The organism is Rhizobium sp. YTUHZ044 (assembly GCF_051123975.1).
Classification (GTDB): domain Bacteria; phylum Pseudomonadota; class Alphaproteobacteria; order Rhizobiales; family Rhizobiaceae; genus Rhizobium.
Map to the genome: position 1 here is coordinate 3,059,183 of NZ_CP101426.1, position 15,144 is coordinate 3,074,326.

The window sequence follows — 15,144 nt, forward strand, 5'->3', positions numbered from 1 at the left end:
CTGAACTACAACAGCGCAGAAAATTAAGGTCGGAATCGACCCCGCCCCCAAACCTTTTAGCAGGCCCTACTGTTCTCCCGCCAGGATCTCTGTGCTAGGCAGCCCCGAAAGCGCCACTGATGCGCGCGACCAGAGTTACCCTCTCGATATCGAAGGCAGTACGCTTGAAGGTTTACCGACCAGAGATTGACGGCCTAAGGGCCATATCGGTGATAGCGGTTATTCTCTATCACGCCGAGTTCACGGTTGCCGGCCACACGTTGCTTCAGGGTGGATACATCGGCGTCGATGTGTTTTTTGTGATCAGCGGCTTCCTGATTTCCCGGATTTTGCTGACAGAAATCGAAGCGACGGGACGTATCGATTTCCTCAAATTCTATGCCCGGCGTGCCCGAAGAATTCTGCCTGCATTGTTCGCAGTCATTTTCGCGACGATGCCCTTCGCCTATTATTTTTTGTTGCCGTTGGAACTCACTGACTACGCGAACTCCATAGGCTCTTCGCTCCTGTTTGGATCGAACATCTATTTTTATTTTACCGCCGCGCAGTACGGGGAGCCCAATACCCTTCTCAAGCCTTTTCTTCACACCTGGTCGTTGAGCGTCGAAGAGCAATTTTATATTGGGTTTCCGGTCTTGTTGCTGATCGTGCGCCGATACCTGAAATCCAGGTTTTTGCCGTGCGTGTTGGTCGCGGCAGCCCTGAGCTTTGTATTCTGTTTCGTCACGGTACGGCACGATCCGCAACAGGCCTTCTACTCGCCGCTCACCCGGGCCTGGGAACTGCTGGCCGGAACACTGCTCGCCTATTACGAGGTACGGCGTGGACGGCCTCGCCCCCAGCCGTTGCTCGCGGCGGCCGGGCTTATCCTCGTTGTTGGTTCACTCATCTTGTTTGAAAAGGGTACGGTTCATCCTGGCCGGGTCACTGTGATTCCAGTTCTCGGGACCTGTCTGGTGCTCGCATTCGCCAGCCGCGAGAACGCAATCGGGCGCCTGTTGGCTTCTCGGCCTGCGGCGCTCACCGGATTGGTGTCCTACTCCTTATATTTGTGGCATTATCCGGTCTTCGCCTTCTGGCGGCTGACGAGCTTGGATTTCGGCAACAGCGACAAGTTTCTCGCCATCACGGTGACGGTCCTGGTCTCAGTCGTCAGCTTTGTCGTCGTCGAAAAGCCCCTTCGCCACAGCAGGAGAAGCCGCGCTCTCTGGGTCACCTTAAGCTCATCCGTTGCAACCATCGCGGCTGCTGTCCTTTCAGCAATCATGATGGCCGGTTTTCCTCACAGGTTGGATGACGTCTATTCACCTCTCGCGCAGGCGAACGAAGCACGGCTCGAAAGCACGTTTTTAAGCTTGAACGACAACATTCAAGCTGAGAAGCCCGTGATCTTCATCATTGGGGACTCGCACGCCAGAAACTGGTCGATTGCGCTGAAAAATTACATCGATACCGACCGGTATCAAGTCGTGGCCCTCAGCTATTTGAACTGCATGGTCGAGATCAAGAACGATAATGTCAAAGCCCCCTCTCGCGCCAGCATTTACGACAAATACTGCATTCCCTTTGAACAATTTATCAACGACAAATCATTGCTCAGCCGAACGAAAGCGATCTTCCTCACGAGCCTTCGGCCTTTCGAGTACACCGCCAACGCGTTCAGGTTCGAGCTTATTTCCTGGATGAAAAGCCACTCGGATAACGCGCGCGTTTTCGTTTTCGGAAACTATTTCCAGCTCGACGAATCGCACTCGTGCCTGGGGCTGATGTTTCAGAGAAAATCCGATGCCTCCATATGCCTGCGGGAAGCGAGCTATCCGCCGGCCAACCAGCCTTTGGCGCAATTGCCGTTGTTCCCTTCCGATCTTGCGTTCACCTATGTCGATATCGTCAAGCTTCACTGCGATTACGACAAGGAGAAATGCCTCACCAGCAGCAAGGGTGTTCCGTTCATCACAGACTGGAACCATATGACAGCAGAATTTCTGACAACCTTGATTGGTGACATTCTGGAAAAGAGAACCGCCGATCTACGCAGCGACGGCCTGCTCGATTTCCTGGTACCGCCGCACGCCAGCCAAGCCGAACGAACGGCAAGTTCTCAGCCGAACGCCACCTCTTCCGCTTCTCCATCGAATTAAGCGGTGAGACGCCAAGCTTGCGCAACTGATCGTTAGGAATTTGTTGACCATAAACTGGCTTTACTGAGCCTGATGGATGCGGCGTTCCCGCGCGTCGTCCGAGTGTTTGGTGTGGGACGGGTTTGTTCGTGTTGAAGTATTCACAGGGTTTATCGGGTGAAGCCTTGGGCGGAATTGCCGCGCTCCTGTCGCGTGCCAAACGCTTCGCAGCGCAGACCATTCTGCCGGCTCTATTTGCGCTGCCGGCACTTATCGGTTCTGCGTCCCTCGCCTCAGCGGAAGATCGGGCGCTGAAGCTGTTCTTTACCCATACGGGCGAAAGGGCCACGATTACCTACAAGCGGGATGGAAAGTTCGATCCCAGGGGCCTGTCTCAGATCAACCGGTTTCTGCGCGACTGGCGAAGGAACGAGCCGACGCGGATGGATCCGCGGCTGCTGGACCTGGTCTGGGAGGTGTACAAGAAGAGCGGCGGCAAGGATTATATCCACGTCGTCTCCGCCTATCGGTCCCCTGCCACCAACAACATGCTGCGCAATCGCTCGCGCAGCACTGGAGTCGCCAAGAAGAGCCAGCACATGCTGGGCAAGGCGATGGATTTCTACGTTCCCGGCGTGAAGCTTTCAACGCTGCGTGCCATTGCCATGCAGATGCAGGTCGGCGGTGTCGGGTATTATCCGACCTCGGGATCGCCCTTCGTGCATCTCGACGTCGGCAATGTCCGGGCCTGGCCCCGCATGTCCCGGCAGGAACTCGCGCGCATATTCCCGAATGGGAAGACGATGCATCTTCCGGCCGATGGCCGCCCGCTGCCGGGATATAACCAGGCGGTTGCAAACTACAGGAAGCGCGTCAGTGCCACCGCGATCGAGATCGCCAGCACCGCCGGAGAAGACGAAGACGTGGCGGCGTCGAGCACGCCGAGCGGCGACACCAAGGACAGCAAGCTGGTGACGGCGCTGCTGCCGGCGCCGAAGAGCCGGGCCTTGAATGCGCTCGCGCAGCAGACTGGCGCGGTCGAGCGGGATGACAAAGGCTCTGCTTCGGATCTTTCATCTCTCCCGATTCCGATACCGGCGATGCGCCCGTCAGCCGTTGCGCAGGACGCGGGCGCGGACGACAGGCTGGAAACTGCCTCGATCGGCCCGATTGCAGCCCTTCCGGAGAAACGGCCGCCCGCATCGCCGGCTCACGCGCGCTTCCATCCCGTGGTCGGCGCACAGCAGACCTCCAGGCAGGACGTTGACATGATCGCCTCCCTGCCGATGATCGCGTCTTGGGAAGAAGCAGATTTCCTTGGATCGACGTCCGAAGCGGCGCTGATGCAATGGGCGCTGCATTCTCCCGGGGCGGCGTTTGGCTTGAGCGCGCCTCGCCTTTCTCCCCGCACGGTTCATCGCGAAGCGCATGTCGCGGCTTCAGACGAGAATCCCGTTCCGGTCGCCGCCACAGGTCCGTTCGACGCCAGCCGGTTTTCGTCGCTCCCGGAGGGTTGACCACTGGAAAACGATAGAAGGCGTTTCTAGGCTTGCGTCAGAGAATTGCTCAGTTGCTGTAGGGACAATGGCGGAGAGCTGATGGCGACGCGGCAATAACAGAGATGCTCTTCTCTCTCTTCGCGATCAGATCAGAGCGATCAAAAAGTTTCAACGCAAAGTTTGAACTATATCATCACTCGCCCAGTGCTCAAGATCCGTATTGATAGATCATGCGTCGCAGGAACTTCTTCAGTACCGGTGCGTTAGGAGTGCGAATGTGATCGTCGCTCGGTCGACCTCGCATTTGTCCTTTCCAACTCTTTGCAGCCCCGCAAGTCAGCGGGGCTTTATTTTGCAGAAGTACTTTGCTCCGTACGGCACCGTACGGAAACTCTTGCGGCCCGCGGGCGTTTCTTGCTTCGGATCGCGCAGAGGGAGCCTCTCCTGTCTCCGCGCGCACCCCTATGCTCTGTGCGATCCACAATACCTCAAGACACCGACCCACCATTTCATGCCGCCGTACAAATGCCGCCGCCTCAGGCAACATCTCACTGGCTCAGTGAACAACCGCGATCACCCGTATTCCGGCTTCCTCCGCGGCGCGAATGAGTGCGGCGCGCGCTACATGGGGCGAAATATTGCCCTGGATCGCGTCCAGGCAGGTCTTTACAGCCGCTATATATTCCCGGCCGTCATCCGTCGGCCAGGCGGCGATAAGCGCGCCGGCGACCTCGCCGAGCGACCGGACCAGCCTGTGTTTTTCCTGACCGTCCATTACAAGCATCAGAGGCGCGAAGTCTTCGCTTGTGTGCCAGTCCACGATACCGACCGTCTGTATTGCCATTCGTTGCTTTACCCTCACAAGAAGCCTTCCCTATCCCCTGAAACGCGGGGCCTGGATCGGCAGGTTGGCGCTTCGCCAGGAGGTCTCGGCGGTGTTTCGCGACAGACCAAAACCTTCCTGAGATGTCCCTTGAATCGGACGGGAAGCATCTAAGGCAGGTGATGCCGGGGAAAAGCCGGACCTAAGTCGGACTGGAAGGGCGGCACCTGCTGTTCATATAACAGAGTCATGTAACCTGCAGGTCCGTGGAGGGGCGGAACGGGAGGAGGAGATGAAGTTCGGCCCTGACAACAACAACCACGAAGAGCGCTGTCCGCAAGGCCACAGTTCGGCAGCGACCATCGCCACAATCGAAGCAGCCCTTTCCGCTGATCCCGACATCGACAGCAGCGCTATCGAGGTCAGGATGCTCGGTCCCGTCGTGCTGCTGGAAGGCTATATTACAAAGCCCGCCGACCGCGAGAAAGCCATCTCGCTGGCGGCGATGATCGTCGGCCAGGAGAATGTCCACGACCGGATGCTGAGCCGTTTCCCGACGCAGTAAGGAGACGATGGAAGCAGTCGACCGACCACGATGCGACGACGGCAAAACAAGAGCGCTCCCGCCTAGGCTTCGAGCGGCTTTCTCATTCTGATCAGGGGAACGCTTGCGCCGCCGCGTGCGTCTTCCACACGTTCAATGGCGCGGTATCCGCACGTGCGATAGAGCGGTTCACCCGATAACGTCGCCATCAATTCGATTTCCCGGAAGCCTTCCTTGTGCGCCGCCGCCTCGCAGAGCGCCATGATCAGCCGGCCGACGCCGCGTCGGGTAAAGTTCGGGTGCGTGTACATCGCCCTGATACGGGCCGGGTCTCTGACAGGATCGAGGAGAGCGGCATCGCGACCGGGCGTGCGACCGCCGCCATAGAGCGTTGCGCGTCGGCTCCATCCACCACACCCCACCAGAACGCCGTCGATCTCGACGACGAAATAGGTGCCGTCAGCAACCAGCTGACTATCCAGGCCCATGATGGCGCGGCCGGCGCGGACGCAGGAGAGCCGGATAGCCACATTGAGTGACTCGCGTTCCTCTTGGCTTGGGCGTTTACTCTATCGCTCTGGCGGAGGAAGCAGACCATGGCCATGTATCTCACACGCTTCAGCTACACGCCCGAGACCTGGGCGCGCATGATCGAAAAGCCTGAGGATCGCCGAGAGGCGGCACGCAGCTACATCGAATCCGTGGGCGGCAAACTCCATGGATTCTGGTACGCCTTCGGCGAGCATGACGGATGGAATTTGTGGGAGGCGCCTGACAACGTATCGATGGCGGCCGTCACGCTTGCGATCGGCGCCGGCGGCGCGCTCAGCTCGATCGAGACCACCGTGCTGCTCGAAGTCGAGGATACGATCCTGGCCCTGGAAAGAGCGAAGTCGATCCGATACCGCCCGCCGGCAGCCTAGGTTGCGGTAGCATCAAAGCGCCGAGACCCTTCGGATCCGCTCGCGCTTCAGCTCATGGTTTACGCAGGCGGCTGTCGAAGGATCGCAGCCTACTCGCTCTGCCTGAAATTCCGGATGCGATCGAACAGCACCGCCAGCACGATCGCGCCGCCGATAAAGGTCCCCTGCCAGAAGGCGTTGATGCCGAGCAGGCCGAGGCTGTTGCGGATCACTTCGATCAGCGCCGCGCCGACCAGGGCGCCGAAGGCGGTGCCGACGCCGCCGGCGAGATTGGCGCCGCCGATGACGGCGGCGGCGATGACCTGCAGCTCCATGCCGGCGCCGATATTGGTGGTGACGGCGCCGAGCCAGCCGGTCTGGACGATGCCGGCAATGCCGGCAGACAGCGCCGAGATCATGTAGACGGCGACCTTGATGCGGCGCACGGGAACCCCGGTCAGTGTTGCGGCGTGTTCATTGCCGCCGATGGCAAAGATATAGCGGCCGAAGCGCGTCCAGCGCAGCACGAAGCCGGTGAGCAGCGCCAGGATGATCATGTAAAGGACGGGATTGGCAATGCCGAGGAACCAGGCGCCGCCGCCGAGCGCCAGCAGCTTGTCGTGATCGGGACCGAACTGGAAAACGACGGTGTTGTTGGAGGCGACCATGGCGAGGCTGCGCGCCACTGACAGCATGCCGAGCGTCACCACGAAGGGCGGGAAATCGAGATAGGCGATCATCACGCCGTTGAAGGCGCCGACGACAAGCGCCGTGCCGATGGCGGCCGCGATGCCGATTTCGATGCCGTAGCCGGCATGCATGGTGACCGCCAACACCATGCTGCAGAGGCAGAGCACCGAGCCCACGGAGAGGTCGATGCCGCCGGTGATGATGACGAGCGTCATGCCGAGCGCGATGATGGCGACAAAGGTGACATTGCGGGTGATGTTGTAGAGGTTCTTCGCCGTCGCGAAGGAATCGGTGGCGAAGGACAGGAAGAGGCAGGCGAGAATGACGGCGATCAGCACCCAGAAGGTCTGGCTGCCGACGAACTCCGAAAGCCGGCTTCGCTCTCTCTGCGCAATCGTCTGGTCAAGGGTAACTGCCATTGCTGACCTTCTTTCCTGCCGGTGCCGCGCCGCTCAAACCTGTTCGATGGCGCCTGTTATGAGACCCGTCACTTCCTCCGGCGAACTCGCCGCAATCGGTTTGTCGGCGACTTTCCGGCCGCGGCGCATGACGATGACCCGATCGGCGACGGTGAACACGTCGGGCATGCGATGGCTGATCAGCACGACCGCAATGCCGCGATCGCGCAGCTCGCGGATCAGGTTCAAGACCTCGGCCACCTGGCGAACCGAAATGGCGGCCGTCGGCTCGTCCATCAGCACGATCTTCGCCTCCGACAGCATGGTGCGGGCGATCGCCACCGCCTGCCGCTGACCGCCCGACATCTGTTTGACGAGATCGCGCGGGCGGGTTTCCGATTTCAGCTCCTTGAAGATCTCGCCGGCGCGCCGATACATCGTCTTGTAATCGAGAATGCGGAACGGGCCGACGCCGCGGCTGAGCTCGCGGCCGAGGAAGACGTTGGCGGCGGCCGTCAGATTGTTGCAGAGCGCCAGATCCTGATGGACGATCTCGATGCCGTGCTGGCGCGCCTCGACCGGCCGGTGCATGACGATCTCCTTGCCGTCGAGGCGCATCGTGCCCTCGCTCGGCCGGAAGTTGCCGGCGATCATCTTGACCAGCGTGCTCTTTCCGGCGCCGTTATCGCCCATCAGGCCGACGACCTGGCCGGCTTCGAGCGTAAACGACACGTCATTGACAGCCTGGATGGCGCCGAAGTGCTTAGAAATATTGGTGAGTTCGAGAACCGCAACCAGCCGACCACCCTCCCCGGAACCTGCAGGTCTGCCTTCGCCGCCAGTTGCCGGTCAGACGCCTGCGATCTCGCTTTTGCCGATCTCCTCCCGGAAGAGCGATTGAGTTCATTAATGCAAAAGCGCCAGGAATCGTCAATCGAATGTCCGCTAAAACGGCCCCTCATCACAAAAATCTATTTAGTACGACAAATACAGATTGACGCGGGAAACGCGCGCATATTAGCTGTTGCTGGGGAGAGAGGTATGCTGATCCTTGTCACCGGGGCTACGGGCAAGGTCGGGCGGCGCTTCATTACTGGGCTGCTTGACGAGCCGCGATTTTCCAAAGCACGCATTCGCGCGCTTTGCCATAATCGCGTGCTTGATGAAACCGACCGCGTCAGTGTCGTGAAGGGTTCGATCGCCGACAGCGACGTCGTCGCAGCGGCGATGGACGGTGTCACCCATGTCGTGCACCTCGCCACCTGCAAGGAGATCCCCGCGGATGTGATGGACATCACCGTCAAGGGGCTGTTCTGGCTGCTCGAGGCGTTCCGCGCCAGCCCCACGGCAAAGCAGTTCATCCTGATCGGCGGCGATGCCGGCATCGGGCATTTCTTCTATCGCCATGACGGACCGGTGACCGAAAAGACGCCGCATAGCGCCTATCCCGGCTGCTACGCGCTCTCCAAGGTGCTGGAAGAGGTGATGCTCGAGCAGTTCGCCATCCAATACGGCATCAACAGCTGCTGCCTGCGCGCTCCCTGGATCATGGAGAAGGACGATTTCAAGTTTACCCTCTCTTTTGGTGACGATGTCTTCGGCGGGCCGGACTGGAAGAGCCTGGTGCCGCCGGCCGATGCGGAACGTTATGCGCGCGCCGGCACGGTGCCGCTGCTGCGCGATGCCGACGGGCGGCCGCTGAAGCGCAATTTCGTCCATGTCGACGATCTTGTCACGGCGATCCTGGCGGCGATCGACAATCCGCGCGCCGTGGGGCAGCTTTTCAACATCGCGATGGACCGGCCGGTCGATTACGGCGAGGTCGCCGCTTATCTCGCCCGCACGCGCGGGCTCGGCTCGGTCGACATCCCGAGCGAATATCACTCGAACTGGATGGATAACAGCAAGGCGAAGTTCCTCTTGGACTGGCGCCCCGTCTACGATCTGGAAAAGCTCATCGATTCAGCCTGGGAATACCGGCGTTCAAGGGAGGAGCCTCGTATCGTCTGGTATCCCGGTTGATAACAGGGCGGGCGAAGGCGTCCGCCATTTCAAAAGGGAGGAAGCTATGAGGAAGGCATTATTGCTGGCTGCTGCTGCAGTCCTGGCGTTCACGGCCGGTGAGGCCATGGCCGCCAAGAAGCAGCTGGTCATCGTCGTCAAGGGCCTCGACAATCCGTTCTTCGAGGCGATCAACCAGGGTTGCCAGAAGTGGAACAAGGAAAACGCCTCGGCCGAATATGAATGCTTCTATACCGGCCCGGCATCGACCTCGGACGAGGCCGGCGAAGCGCAGATCGTCCAGGATATGCTCGGCAAGGCCGATACGGCGGCAATCGCCATCTCGCCCTCCAACGCCAAGCTGATCGCCCAGACGCTGAAGACGGCCAATCCGAGCGTGCCCGTCATGACGCTCGACGCCGATCTGGCGGCCGAAGATTCGGCTCTGCGCAAGACCTATCTCGGCACCGACAACTACCTGATGGGCGCCAAGATCGGCGAGTATATCAAGAAGGCCAAGCCGAAGGGCGGCAAGATCTGCACCATCGAGGGCAATCCCGGCGCCGACAACATCCTGCGCCGCGCCCAGGGCATGCGTGACACGCTGAGCGGCAAGAAGGGGCTCGACGCCCTGAAGGGCGAAGGCGGCTGGACCGAGGTGGCGGGCTGCCCGGTCTTTACCAATGACGACGGCGCCAAGGGCGTGCAGGCGATGACCGACATCCTTGCCGCCAATCCCGACCTCGATGCCTTCGGCATCATGGGCGGTTGGCCGCTGTTCGGCGCACCGCAGCCCTATCGCGACCTGTTCAAGCCGATGGCCGACAAGATCGGCAAGAACGAATTCGTCATCGGCGCCGCCGACACGATCGGCGACGAAGTGGCGATCGCCAAGGAGGGCCTCGTGACCGCGCTCGTCGGCCAGCGGCCCTTCGAAATGGGCTACAAGGCGCCGACCGTGATGATGGATCTCATCGCCGGCAAGAAGGTCGACGATCCGGTCTTCACCGGGCTTGACGAGTGCACCAAGGATACGGTCGACACCTGCATCCAGAAATGACGCCCTAATCGGAGCGCCCATTCCGGTGGGCGCTCCCCTGCATTACCCTTCGATTTCCGAAAAGATCCAGTCGGAAAAAATGCGCATGGCCGGCGTGACCGGCCGCGACTGCAGGCGCGTCAGCCAATAGTTTCCGAGCGAGATGGCGGTGGCGAAAGGCTGAACGATCGCGCCCGAGCAGAGGTGCCTTGAAAACATCGCGGGCGGGGCGAGCGCCACGCCGAGCCCTTGCAGGGCCGCCTCCATCATGCCGACGGAGGAATCGAAGACGATGCCGGCATTGACTTGGGCGGCCGGCGGCACGCCCGCGGCCTGGAACCAGGTGCTCCACTCATCCGTGCGGTAGCTGCGAAGCAGCGTCACTCCGGCAAGGTCTGCCGGCGATTGGAGATCATCGGCCAGTTTCGGGATGCAGAGAGGCGAAAACGGCGCTTCGAACAGGCGCTCAGCCTGCGTGCCGTGCCATGAGCCGCTGCCGAAGCGGATGGCGAAATCGAGCCCTTCCGCCGCCGGATCGACGCGGTTGTTGTTGGTGGAAATGCGCAGATCGATGAAGGGATGCCGGCGCTGGAAATCCGCAAGCCGCGGCAGGAGCCAGCCGACGGCGAAGGTTCCGACGACGCCGAGGAACAGCAGCTCGCGCACCTGCCCTGCCTCGATCCTGCCGAGCGTCGTCGCCATCTGGTCGAAGGAGGCGGTGACCGTCGGCAGCAGCGCTTCGCCTTCCGCGGTGATCTTCAAGCCGCGGGGAAGGCGCTGAAACAGCGCCACCCCCAACCGCTTCTCCAGGCCCTTGACCTGCTGGCTGACGGCCGCCTGGGTGACGCAGAGCTCGATTGCGGCGCGGGTGAAGCTCAGATGTCGCGCGGAGGCTTCGAAGGCGCGGAGACCGTTCAGCGGAAGGAATGGACGAACCATGTAAGCCCTAGATTTTCTTTTATCTCCCGCGAGATATCATCGTTTGTGATCGGAAAACAGCGCCTTTAAACGCGGCCTGAGTGCGCTTCACGCTCTGTTGACCGACCTTTGGAGGATGACCGATATGAATATTATTGGGGTAAGAATTTTATCAGCCGCTTTGATCTCGACATGCACTTGCGCAAGCGGCTTTGCCGCCGATGCCGCGAAAGTGAGGGCGATCGCCGACGCCGCGATCAAGCCGGTCATGGAGAAGAATGCCATCCCGGGCGTTGCCGTCGGCATCACCATCGATGGAGAGCAGCATGTCTTCACCTATGGCGTCGAGTCGAAAGAGACCGGCCGGTCCGTGGCGCCGACGACGCTGTTCGAACTCGGATCGATCAGCAAGACTTTCACTGCGACGCTGGCATCTTACGCTGACGCGAAGGGCGGGTTTTCGCTTGACGGCAAGGTGAGCACATATCTGCCGGCGATGAAGGGCAAGCCGTTCGGCGATGTCGCGCTGATCAATCTCGCCACCCATGCCGCTGGCGGATTTCCGCTGCAGCTGCCTGACGACGTCAACACCGAAAAGCGGCTGCTTTCCTATTTCGCTGCCTGGGAGCCCTCTTACGCGGCGGGGACGCAGAGAAGTTACGCCAATCCAAGCATCGGCATGCTCGGCTACATCACGGCGAAGGCGATGGGCGGCGATTTCACCGCCCTGATGGAGGGCAAACTGTTTGCCGCTCTCGGATTGAAGAACACCTTTATCAAGGTGCCAAAGTCGCGGCTGGTCGATTATGCCCAAGGCTATAAGCGCAGTGGCGAGCCGGCGCGGCTGACCCCTGCCCTGCTCTCCTCCGAAGCCTATGGCGTGAGATCGACCGCCGGCGACATGATCCGCTTCGTCGGCGCCAATATGGGCCTGGTCAAGCTCGACCAAACGCTGCAGCAGGCGATTGCCAGGACCCATACCGGATATTTCAGCGTCGGGGCGATGACCCAGGATCTGATCTGGGAGCAATATGCCTATCCCGCCACCCTGGCGAGCCTGCTCGAGGGCAATTCGGCCGCGATGCTGAAGACAATTCCGGTCTCTGAGTTCAGGCCACCGATGAAACCGCGTGACGACGTCTGGATCAACAAGACAGGCTCGACCAACGGCTTCGGCGCCTATGTCGCCTTCATTCCCAAGGAACGCCTCGGAATCGCCATCCTGGCCAATAAAAATTATCCCAATGAGGATCGGGTGGCCGCCGCCTATCAGATATTGACCGCGCTTGCGGCCGACTGATCGCAAAGGGTGCAGTCTGCGTGACGGACGCGGAGCGGACTGTTTACGCGTCGTCCGCGAAGCACAGCGAGGGCAATGCTCTGAATCAAGTGCTCGTCTCGAGTCGGACCTTAGCCCGATGCGCGACTGCGCCCTTATGATAGAGAACTCTTTGCGACTGACGGACATGCTGTAGTCGAGCCGGCTATAGCATGTCCAACAGTCCGCAACTTCGCCCCGCAGTACACAGGTCGATGCTACCTTAAGTACTGAACATTAATAATTAAGATTAACGCGCGAGTATTTCTTAGAATTTCTCTAGGCAATTGCCAGTTCTTATAGGGAATGCTAATAGACAATTACCTTTTTGAAGTCATCAGGGGCAATGCAAATGAAAACTGTATTGATTTCGGGCGGAGCTGGTTTCATCGGATCTCATCTGTGTGACCGACTTCTGCTCAGGACTGACGTTCAGAAACTCGTCGTTGTCGACAATCTTTGGACCGGACTTTTCGAAAACATAGAGCACATCAAGGACCCGCGTTTCCACTTCGTGAAATCGGACGTCGAAACCCTGCAGACCTCCGATAAATTCGACGAAATCTACCACCTTGCCTCTCCCGCGTCGCCGCCCTGGTATATGAAGGAGCCGAAGCGGACGATTTCCGCCAATCTTCTCGGGGCAATGCGGCTTCTCGATCTTCTGAAGAAGGGCGGTCGCTTCGGCTTTACTTCGTCTTCCGAAGTCTATGGCGATCCGCTGGTCTCGCCGCAGCCGGAATCCTACAAAGGCCAGGTCGACTGTACCGGGCCACGCTCGTCCTACGACGAGAGCAAGCGCTGCACGGAATCGCTGCTGTTCGAAATGCAGCGCACCCAGGGGCTCGACGTCAAGGTCGTCCGCCCCTTCAACATTTATGGCCCCCGCACCCGCGCCGACGATGGGCGCGCGGTCTCCAACTTCATCACCCAGGCGCTCTTGGGCCGGCCGATCACCGTATTCGGCGACGGTCTGCAGTCCCGCAGCTGGGGTTATGTCGACGATATCGTCGACGGTTTCGCCCGATATTTCTGGATAAACCAAACCGACTATAAGGGGCCCCTGAATGTCGGCAACGATCGCGAGATCTCGGTTCTGGAGGTCGCGCAATATGTCTCCCGCCTCGTCGGCGGCGCGCCGATCGTCTTCGAGCCCTCCCCCCCGCAGGATCCCACCAACCGGCGGCCGGACCTCAGCAATGCGAACTACGTCATGCCCGAGTGGTCGTGCAAGATCACTTATGAACAGGGTGTGGCTCTGACGCTCGACTGGTTCAGGGAAAAACTGAAGACGGACCAACAGTCATCGCAATTGCGAACGGCGCGGCGCTAATCGGGCAGCTTTCGGACGCACGAAGGCTACTCCGATTTTCCGAACTGACGCATCGTGCCTTCCGAAGATCGATCTCGATTCAGGCTCGATGCGGCGCGCGTCGTAGCCCAGTTCTACGGCCAAGCCGGCCGGTCGATCAGCCGGCCCGTTTCAGCCAACCCTCCCGCAGATTTGCTTGGCAAATCTGCAAGACCTTGGAATCGCCGGACGCACTTGTCGCTTCGCCCACGGCGAAGCGGTGCGGCCGGTGGGCCGGGCATGTTTCCGCCAGGATCAAAGGCGATCGGCTCGGACGTACCTGGGTATGCCCGTCGCAAATCGCCTTTGCCCTGACGAAAACCTGCTCCGGCAGAATGCTTCAAGCTGACCCGGAAAAGCTTGTCTTATGATTTCCACGCTTCTTGTTGAGATAAAGAAGCGCCGGAGAGGACGGCCATCCTTCTCCGGCGATGGGGGACGGATCGTGAAATGGCAGGTCGACGTTCTTGCGAATGCCGGGCCGAGCTAGAGTTTGATCGCCCCCATCTTTTCCTATCGTCCTGAACGGATACCTGAGCTTTGGGCTCGGATGACAAGCATAGGAGGCGGAAAAGATGACGGATATTACCATCGGCGCGGACATCTCGAAAGACCATATCGACTTGCACCGCCTGCCGGACGGCCAAACGCTGAATGTTACCAATGACCGCAAGGGCTTTGCTGCCATTCTCAAATGGATCGGCCCAAAGGGCGCGGGGCGCATTGTCTATGAGCCAACCGGCCCCTATCACAAGGCCTTCGAGCGCTTCATGGCGATGCAGGGATTGCAGCTCTGCAAGGTCAATCCCCGCGTTGCCCGGCGCTTTGCAGAGGCCACCGGCCGGCTTGCGAAGACAGACAGGATCGATGCCGCACTGTTGGCCCGCTTCGGCGCGCTTCTTGAACCGCGCATCCTGCAAGCCAACACGCAAATCCACAATGATCTGAAAGAGTTGCATATGGCGCGGCTGGCCCTCATCAAGGACAGGACCGCCGCGAAGAACAGGGCGAAGAACCTGTCCAATCCACTGTTGAAGAGACATAACACCCACCGGCTCAGGCAGATCGAGCGCCAGATCAAGGCCGTGGACGAGGCCATCATGGCGCTCATTGCCGAAGACGCGACCCTGAAGGCCAGGCGCGAGATTCTCATCTCGATCCCTGGCGTGTCGCGGGTCACGGCCTTTACGCTGCTCATCGAGATGCCCGAACTGGGGGAACTTGACGAGAAGGCCGCAGCCGCGCTCTCGGGACTGGCGCCGATCTCCCGTCAGTCCGGACGATGGACCGGACGCGCTTTCATTGCCGGCGGAAGGGCCATCGTCCGGCAAGCACTCTACATGCCGGCCCTCGTTGCATGCCGCTTCAACCCGGAACTCAGCGCCAAATACGACCTCCTCATCAAAGCCGGCAAGCCGCCGAAGGTCGCCATCACAGCCATCATGCGAAAGATCATCCTGCTGGCAAACGCACTCCTGCGGAAAAACCAAAAATGGACACCAAAAGCCGCTTGATCAAAACGGATACTCTAGCCTCGGCTG

At 60.0% G+C, this 15,144-nt stretch carries 14 protein-coding genes; 9 read left to right on the forward strand and 5 right to left on the reverse strand.

The window, feature by feature from the left end; genetic code table 11:
- The first annotated feature begins 164 nt into the window (after window positions 1–164).
- Both NL154_RS15280 and NL154_RS15285 read left to right on the forward strand, forming a co-directional pair.
- Complete coding sequence (locus tag NL154_RS15280; RefSeq protein WP_434732919.1) at window positions 165–2,141, forward strand: acyltransferase family protein; 1,977 nt, start codon at window positions 165–167, stop codon at window positions 2,139–2,141.
- A 128-nt stretch (window positions 2,142–2,269) separates the two neighbouring features.
- A complete protein-coding gene (locus NL154_RS15285) occupies window positions 2,270–3,637 on the forward strand; it encodes a DUF882 domain-containing protein (protein ID WP_221164396.1) in 1,368 nt (455 codons plus the stop codon).
- A 538-nt stretch (window positions 3,638–4,175) separates the two neighbouring features.
- Here NL154_RS15285 and NL154_RS15290 read toward each other — a convergent pair.
- Window positions 4,176–4,463, reverse strand: coding sequence for a DUF982 domain-containing protein (locus NL154_RS15290; RefSeq protein ID WP_259665254.1), 288 nt, complete (start codon window positions 4,461–4,463; stop codon window positions 4,176–4,178).
- A 271-nt stretch (window positions 4,464–4,734) separates the two neighbouring features.
- Here NL154_RS15290 and NL154_RS15295 point away from each other — a divergent pair, with 271 nt between their 5' ends.
- Entirely contained in the window at window positions 4,735–5,007 is a 273-nt protein-coding gene (locus NL154_RS15295) for a BON domain-containing protein (protein WP_210630298.1), read from the forward strand.
- Between the two features lie 62 nt (window positions 5,008–5,069).
- On the opposite strand, the gene NL154_RS15300 is transcribed toward NL154_RS15295, so the two are convergent.
- A complete protein-coding gene (locus NL154_RS15300; protein WP_434732920.1) occupies window positions 5,070–5,516 on the reverse strand; it encodes a GNAT family N-acetyltransferase in 447 nt (148 codons plus the stop codon).
- Between the two features lie 66 nt (window positions 5,517–5,582).
- Here NL154_RS15300 and NL154_RS15305 point away from each other — a divergent pair, with 66 nt between their 5' ends.
- Window positions 5,583–5,909: a GYD domain-containing protein gene (locus NL154_RS15305; RefSeq protein WP_210630292.1), complete on the forward strand. Its 327-nt coding sequence runs from the start codon at window positions 5,583–5,585 to the stop codon at window positions 5,907–5,909.
- Between the two features lie 89 nt (window positions 5,910–5,998).
- On the opposite strand, the gene NL154_RS15310 is transcribed toward NL154_RS15305, so the two are convergent.
- Both NL154_RS15310 and NL154_RS15315 read right to left on the reverse strand, forming a co-directional pair.
- Complete coding sequence (locus NL154_RS15310) at window positions 5,999–6,997, reverse strand: ABC transporter permease (RefSeq protein ID WP_085779084.1); 999 nt, start codon at window positions 6,995–6,997, stop codon at window positions 5,999–6,001.
- Between the two features lie 33 nt (window positions 6,998–7,030).
- On the reverse strand, window positions 7,031–7,774 hold the full coding sequence (locus NL154_RS15315; protein WP_210631578.1) for an ATP-binding cassette domain-containing protein: 744 nt from the start codon (window positions 7,772–7,774) through the stop codon (window positions 7,031–7,033).
- A gap of 243 nt (window positions 7,775–8,017) precedes the next feature.
- Between NL154_RS15315 and NL154_RS15320 the strand changes: the two genes are divergently transcribed.
- Both NL154_RS15320 and NL154_RS15325 read left to right on the forward strand, forming a co-directional pair.
- Complete coding sequence (locus NL154_RS15320; RefSeq protein WP_210630291.1) at window positions 8,018–8,998, forward strand: NAD-dependent epimerase/dehydratase family protein; 981 nt, start codon at window positions 8,018–8,020, stop codon at window positions 8,996–8,998.
- 46 nt (window positions 8,999–9,044) lie between these two features.
- The gene (locus NL154_RS15325; RefSeq protein WP_221146920.1) at window positions 9,045–10,037 is read left to right on the forward strand and encodes a sugar-binding protein; all 993 of its coding nucleotides are present in this window, start codon (window positions 9,045–9,047) and stop codon (window positions 10,035–10,037) included.
- 42 nt (window positions 10,038–10,079) lie between these two features.
- Here NL154_RS15325 and NL154_RS15330 read toward each other — a convergent pair whose 3' ends face one another.
- Window positions 10,080–10,955: a LysR family transcriptional regulator gene (locus NL154_RS15330; RefSeq protein ID WP_221146919.1), complete on the reverse strand. Its 876-nt coding sequence runs from the start codon at window positions 10,953–10,955 to the stop codon at window positions 10,080–10,082.
- A gap of 124 nt (window positions 10,956–11,079) precedes the next feature.
- Here NL154_RS15330 and ampC point away from each other — a divergent pair, with 124 nt between their 5' ends.
- The 3 genes from ampC (at window position 11,080) to NL154_RS15345 (ending at window position 15,117) form a co-directional block, all read left to right on the forward strand.
- Window positions 11,080–12,234, forward strand: a complete 1,155-nt coding sequence (gene ampC, locus NL154_RS15335) for a class C beta-lactamase (RefSeq protein WP_221146918.1) — start codon at window positions 11,080–11,082, stop codon at window positions 12,232–12,234.
- A 370-nt stretch (window positions 12,235–12,604) separates the two neighbouring features.
- Complete coding sequence (locus NL154_RS15340) at window positions 12,605–13,585, forward strand: NAD-dependent epimerase/dehydratase family protein (protein WP_210630284.1); 981 nt, start codon at window positions 12,605–12,607, stop codon at window positions 13,583–13,585.
- A 593-nt stretch (window positions 13,586–14,178) separates the two neighbouring features.
- Window positions 14,179–15,117, forward strand: coding sequence for an IS110 family transposase (locus NL154_RS15345; RefSeq protein ID WP_434732921.1), 939 nt, complete (start codon window positions 14,179–14,181; stop codon window positions 15,115–15,117).
- The last annotated feature ends 27 nt before the right edge of the window (window positions 15,118–15,144 follow it).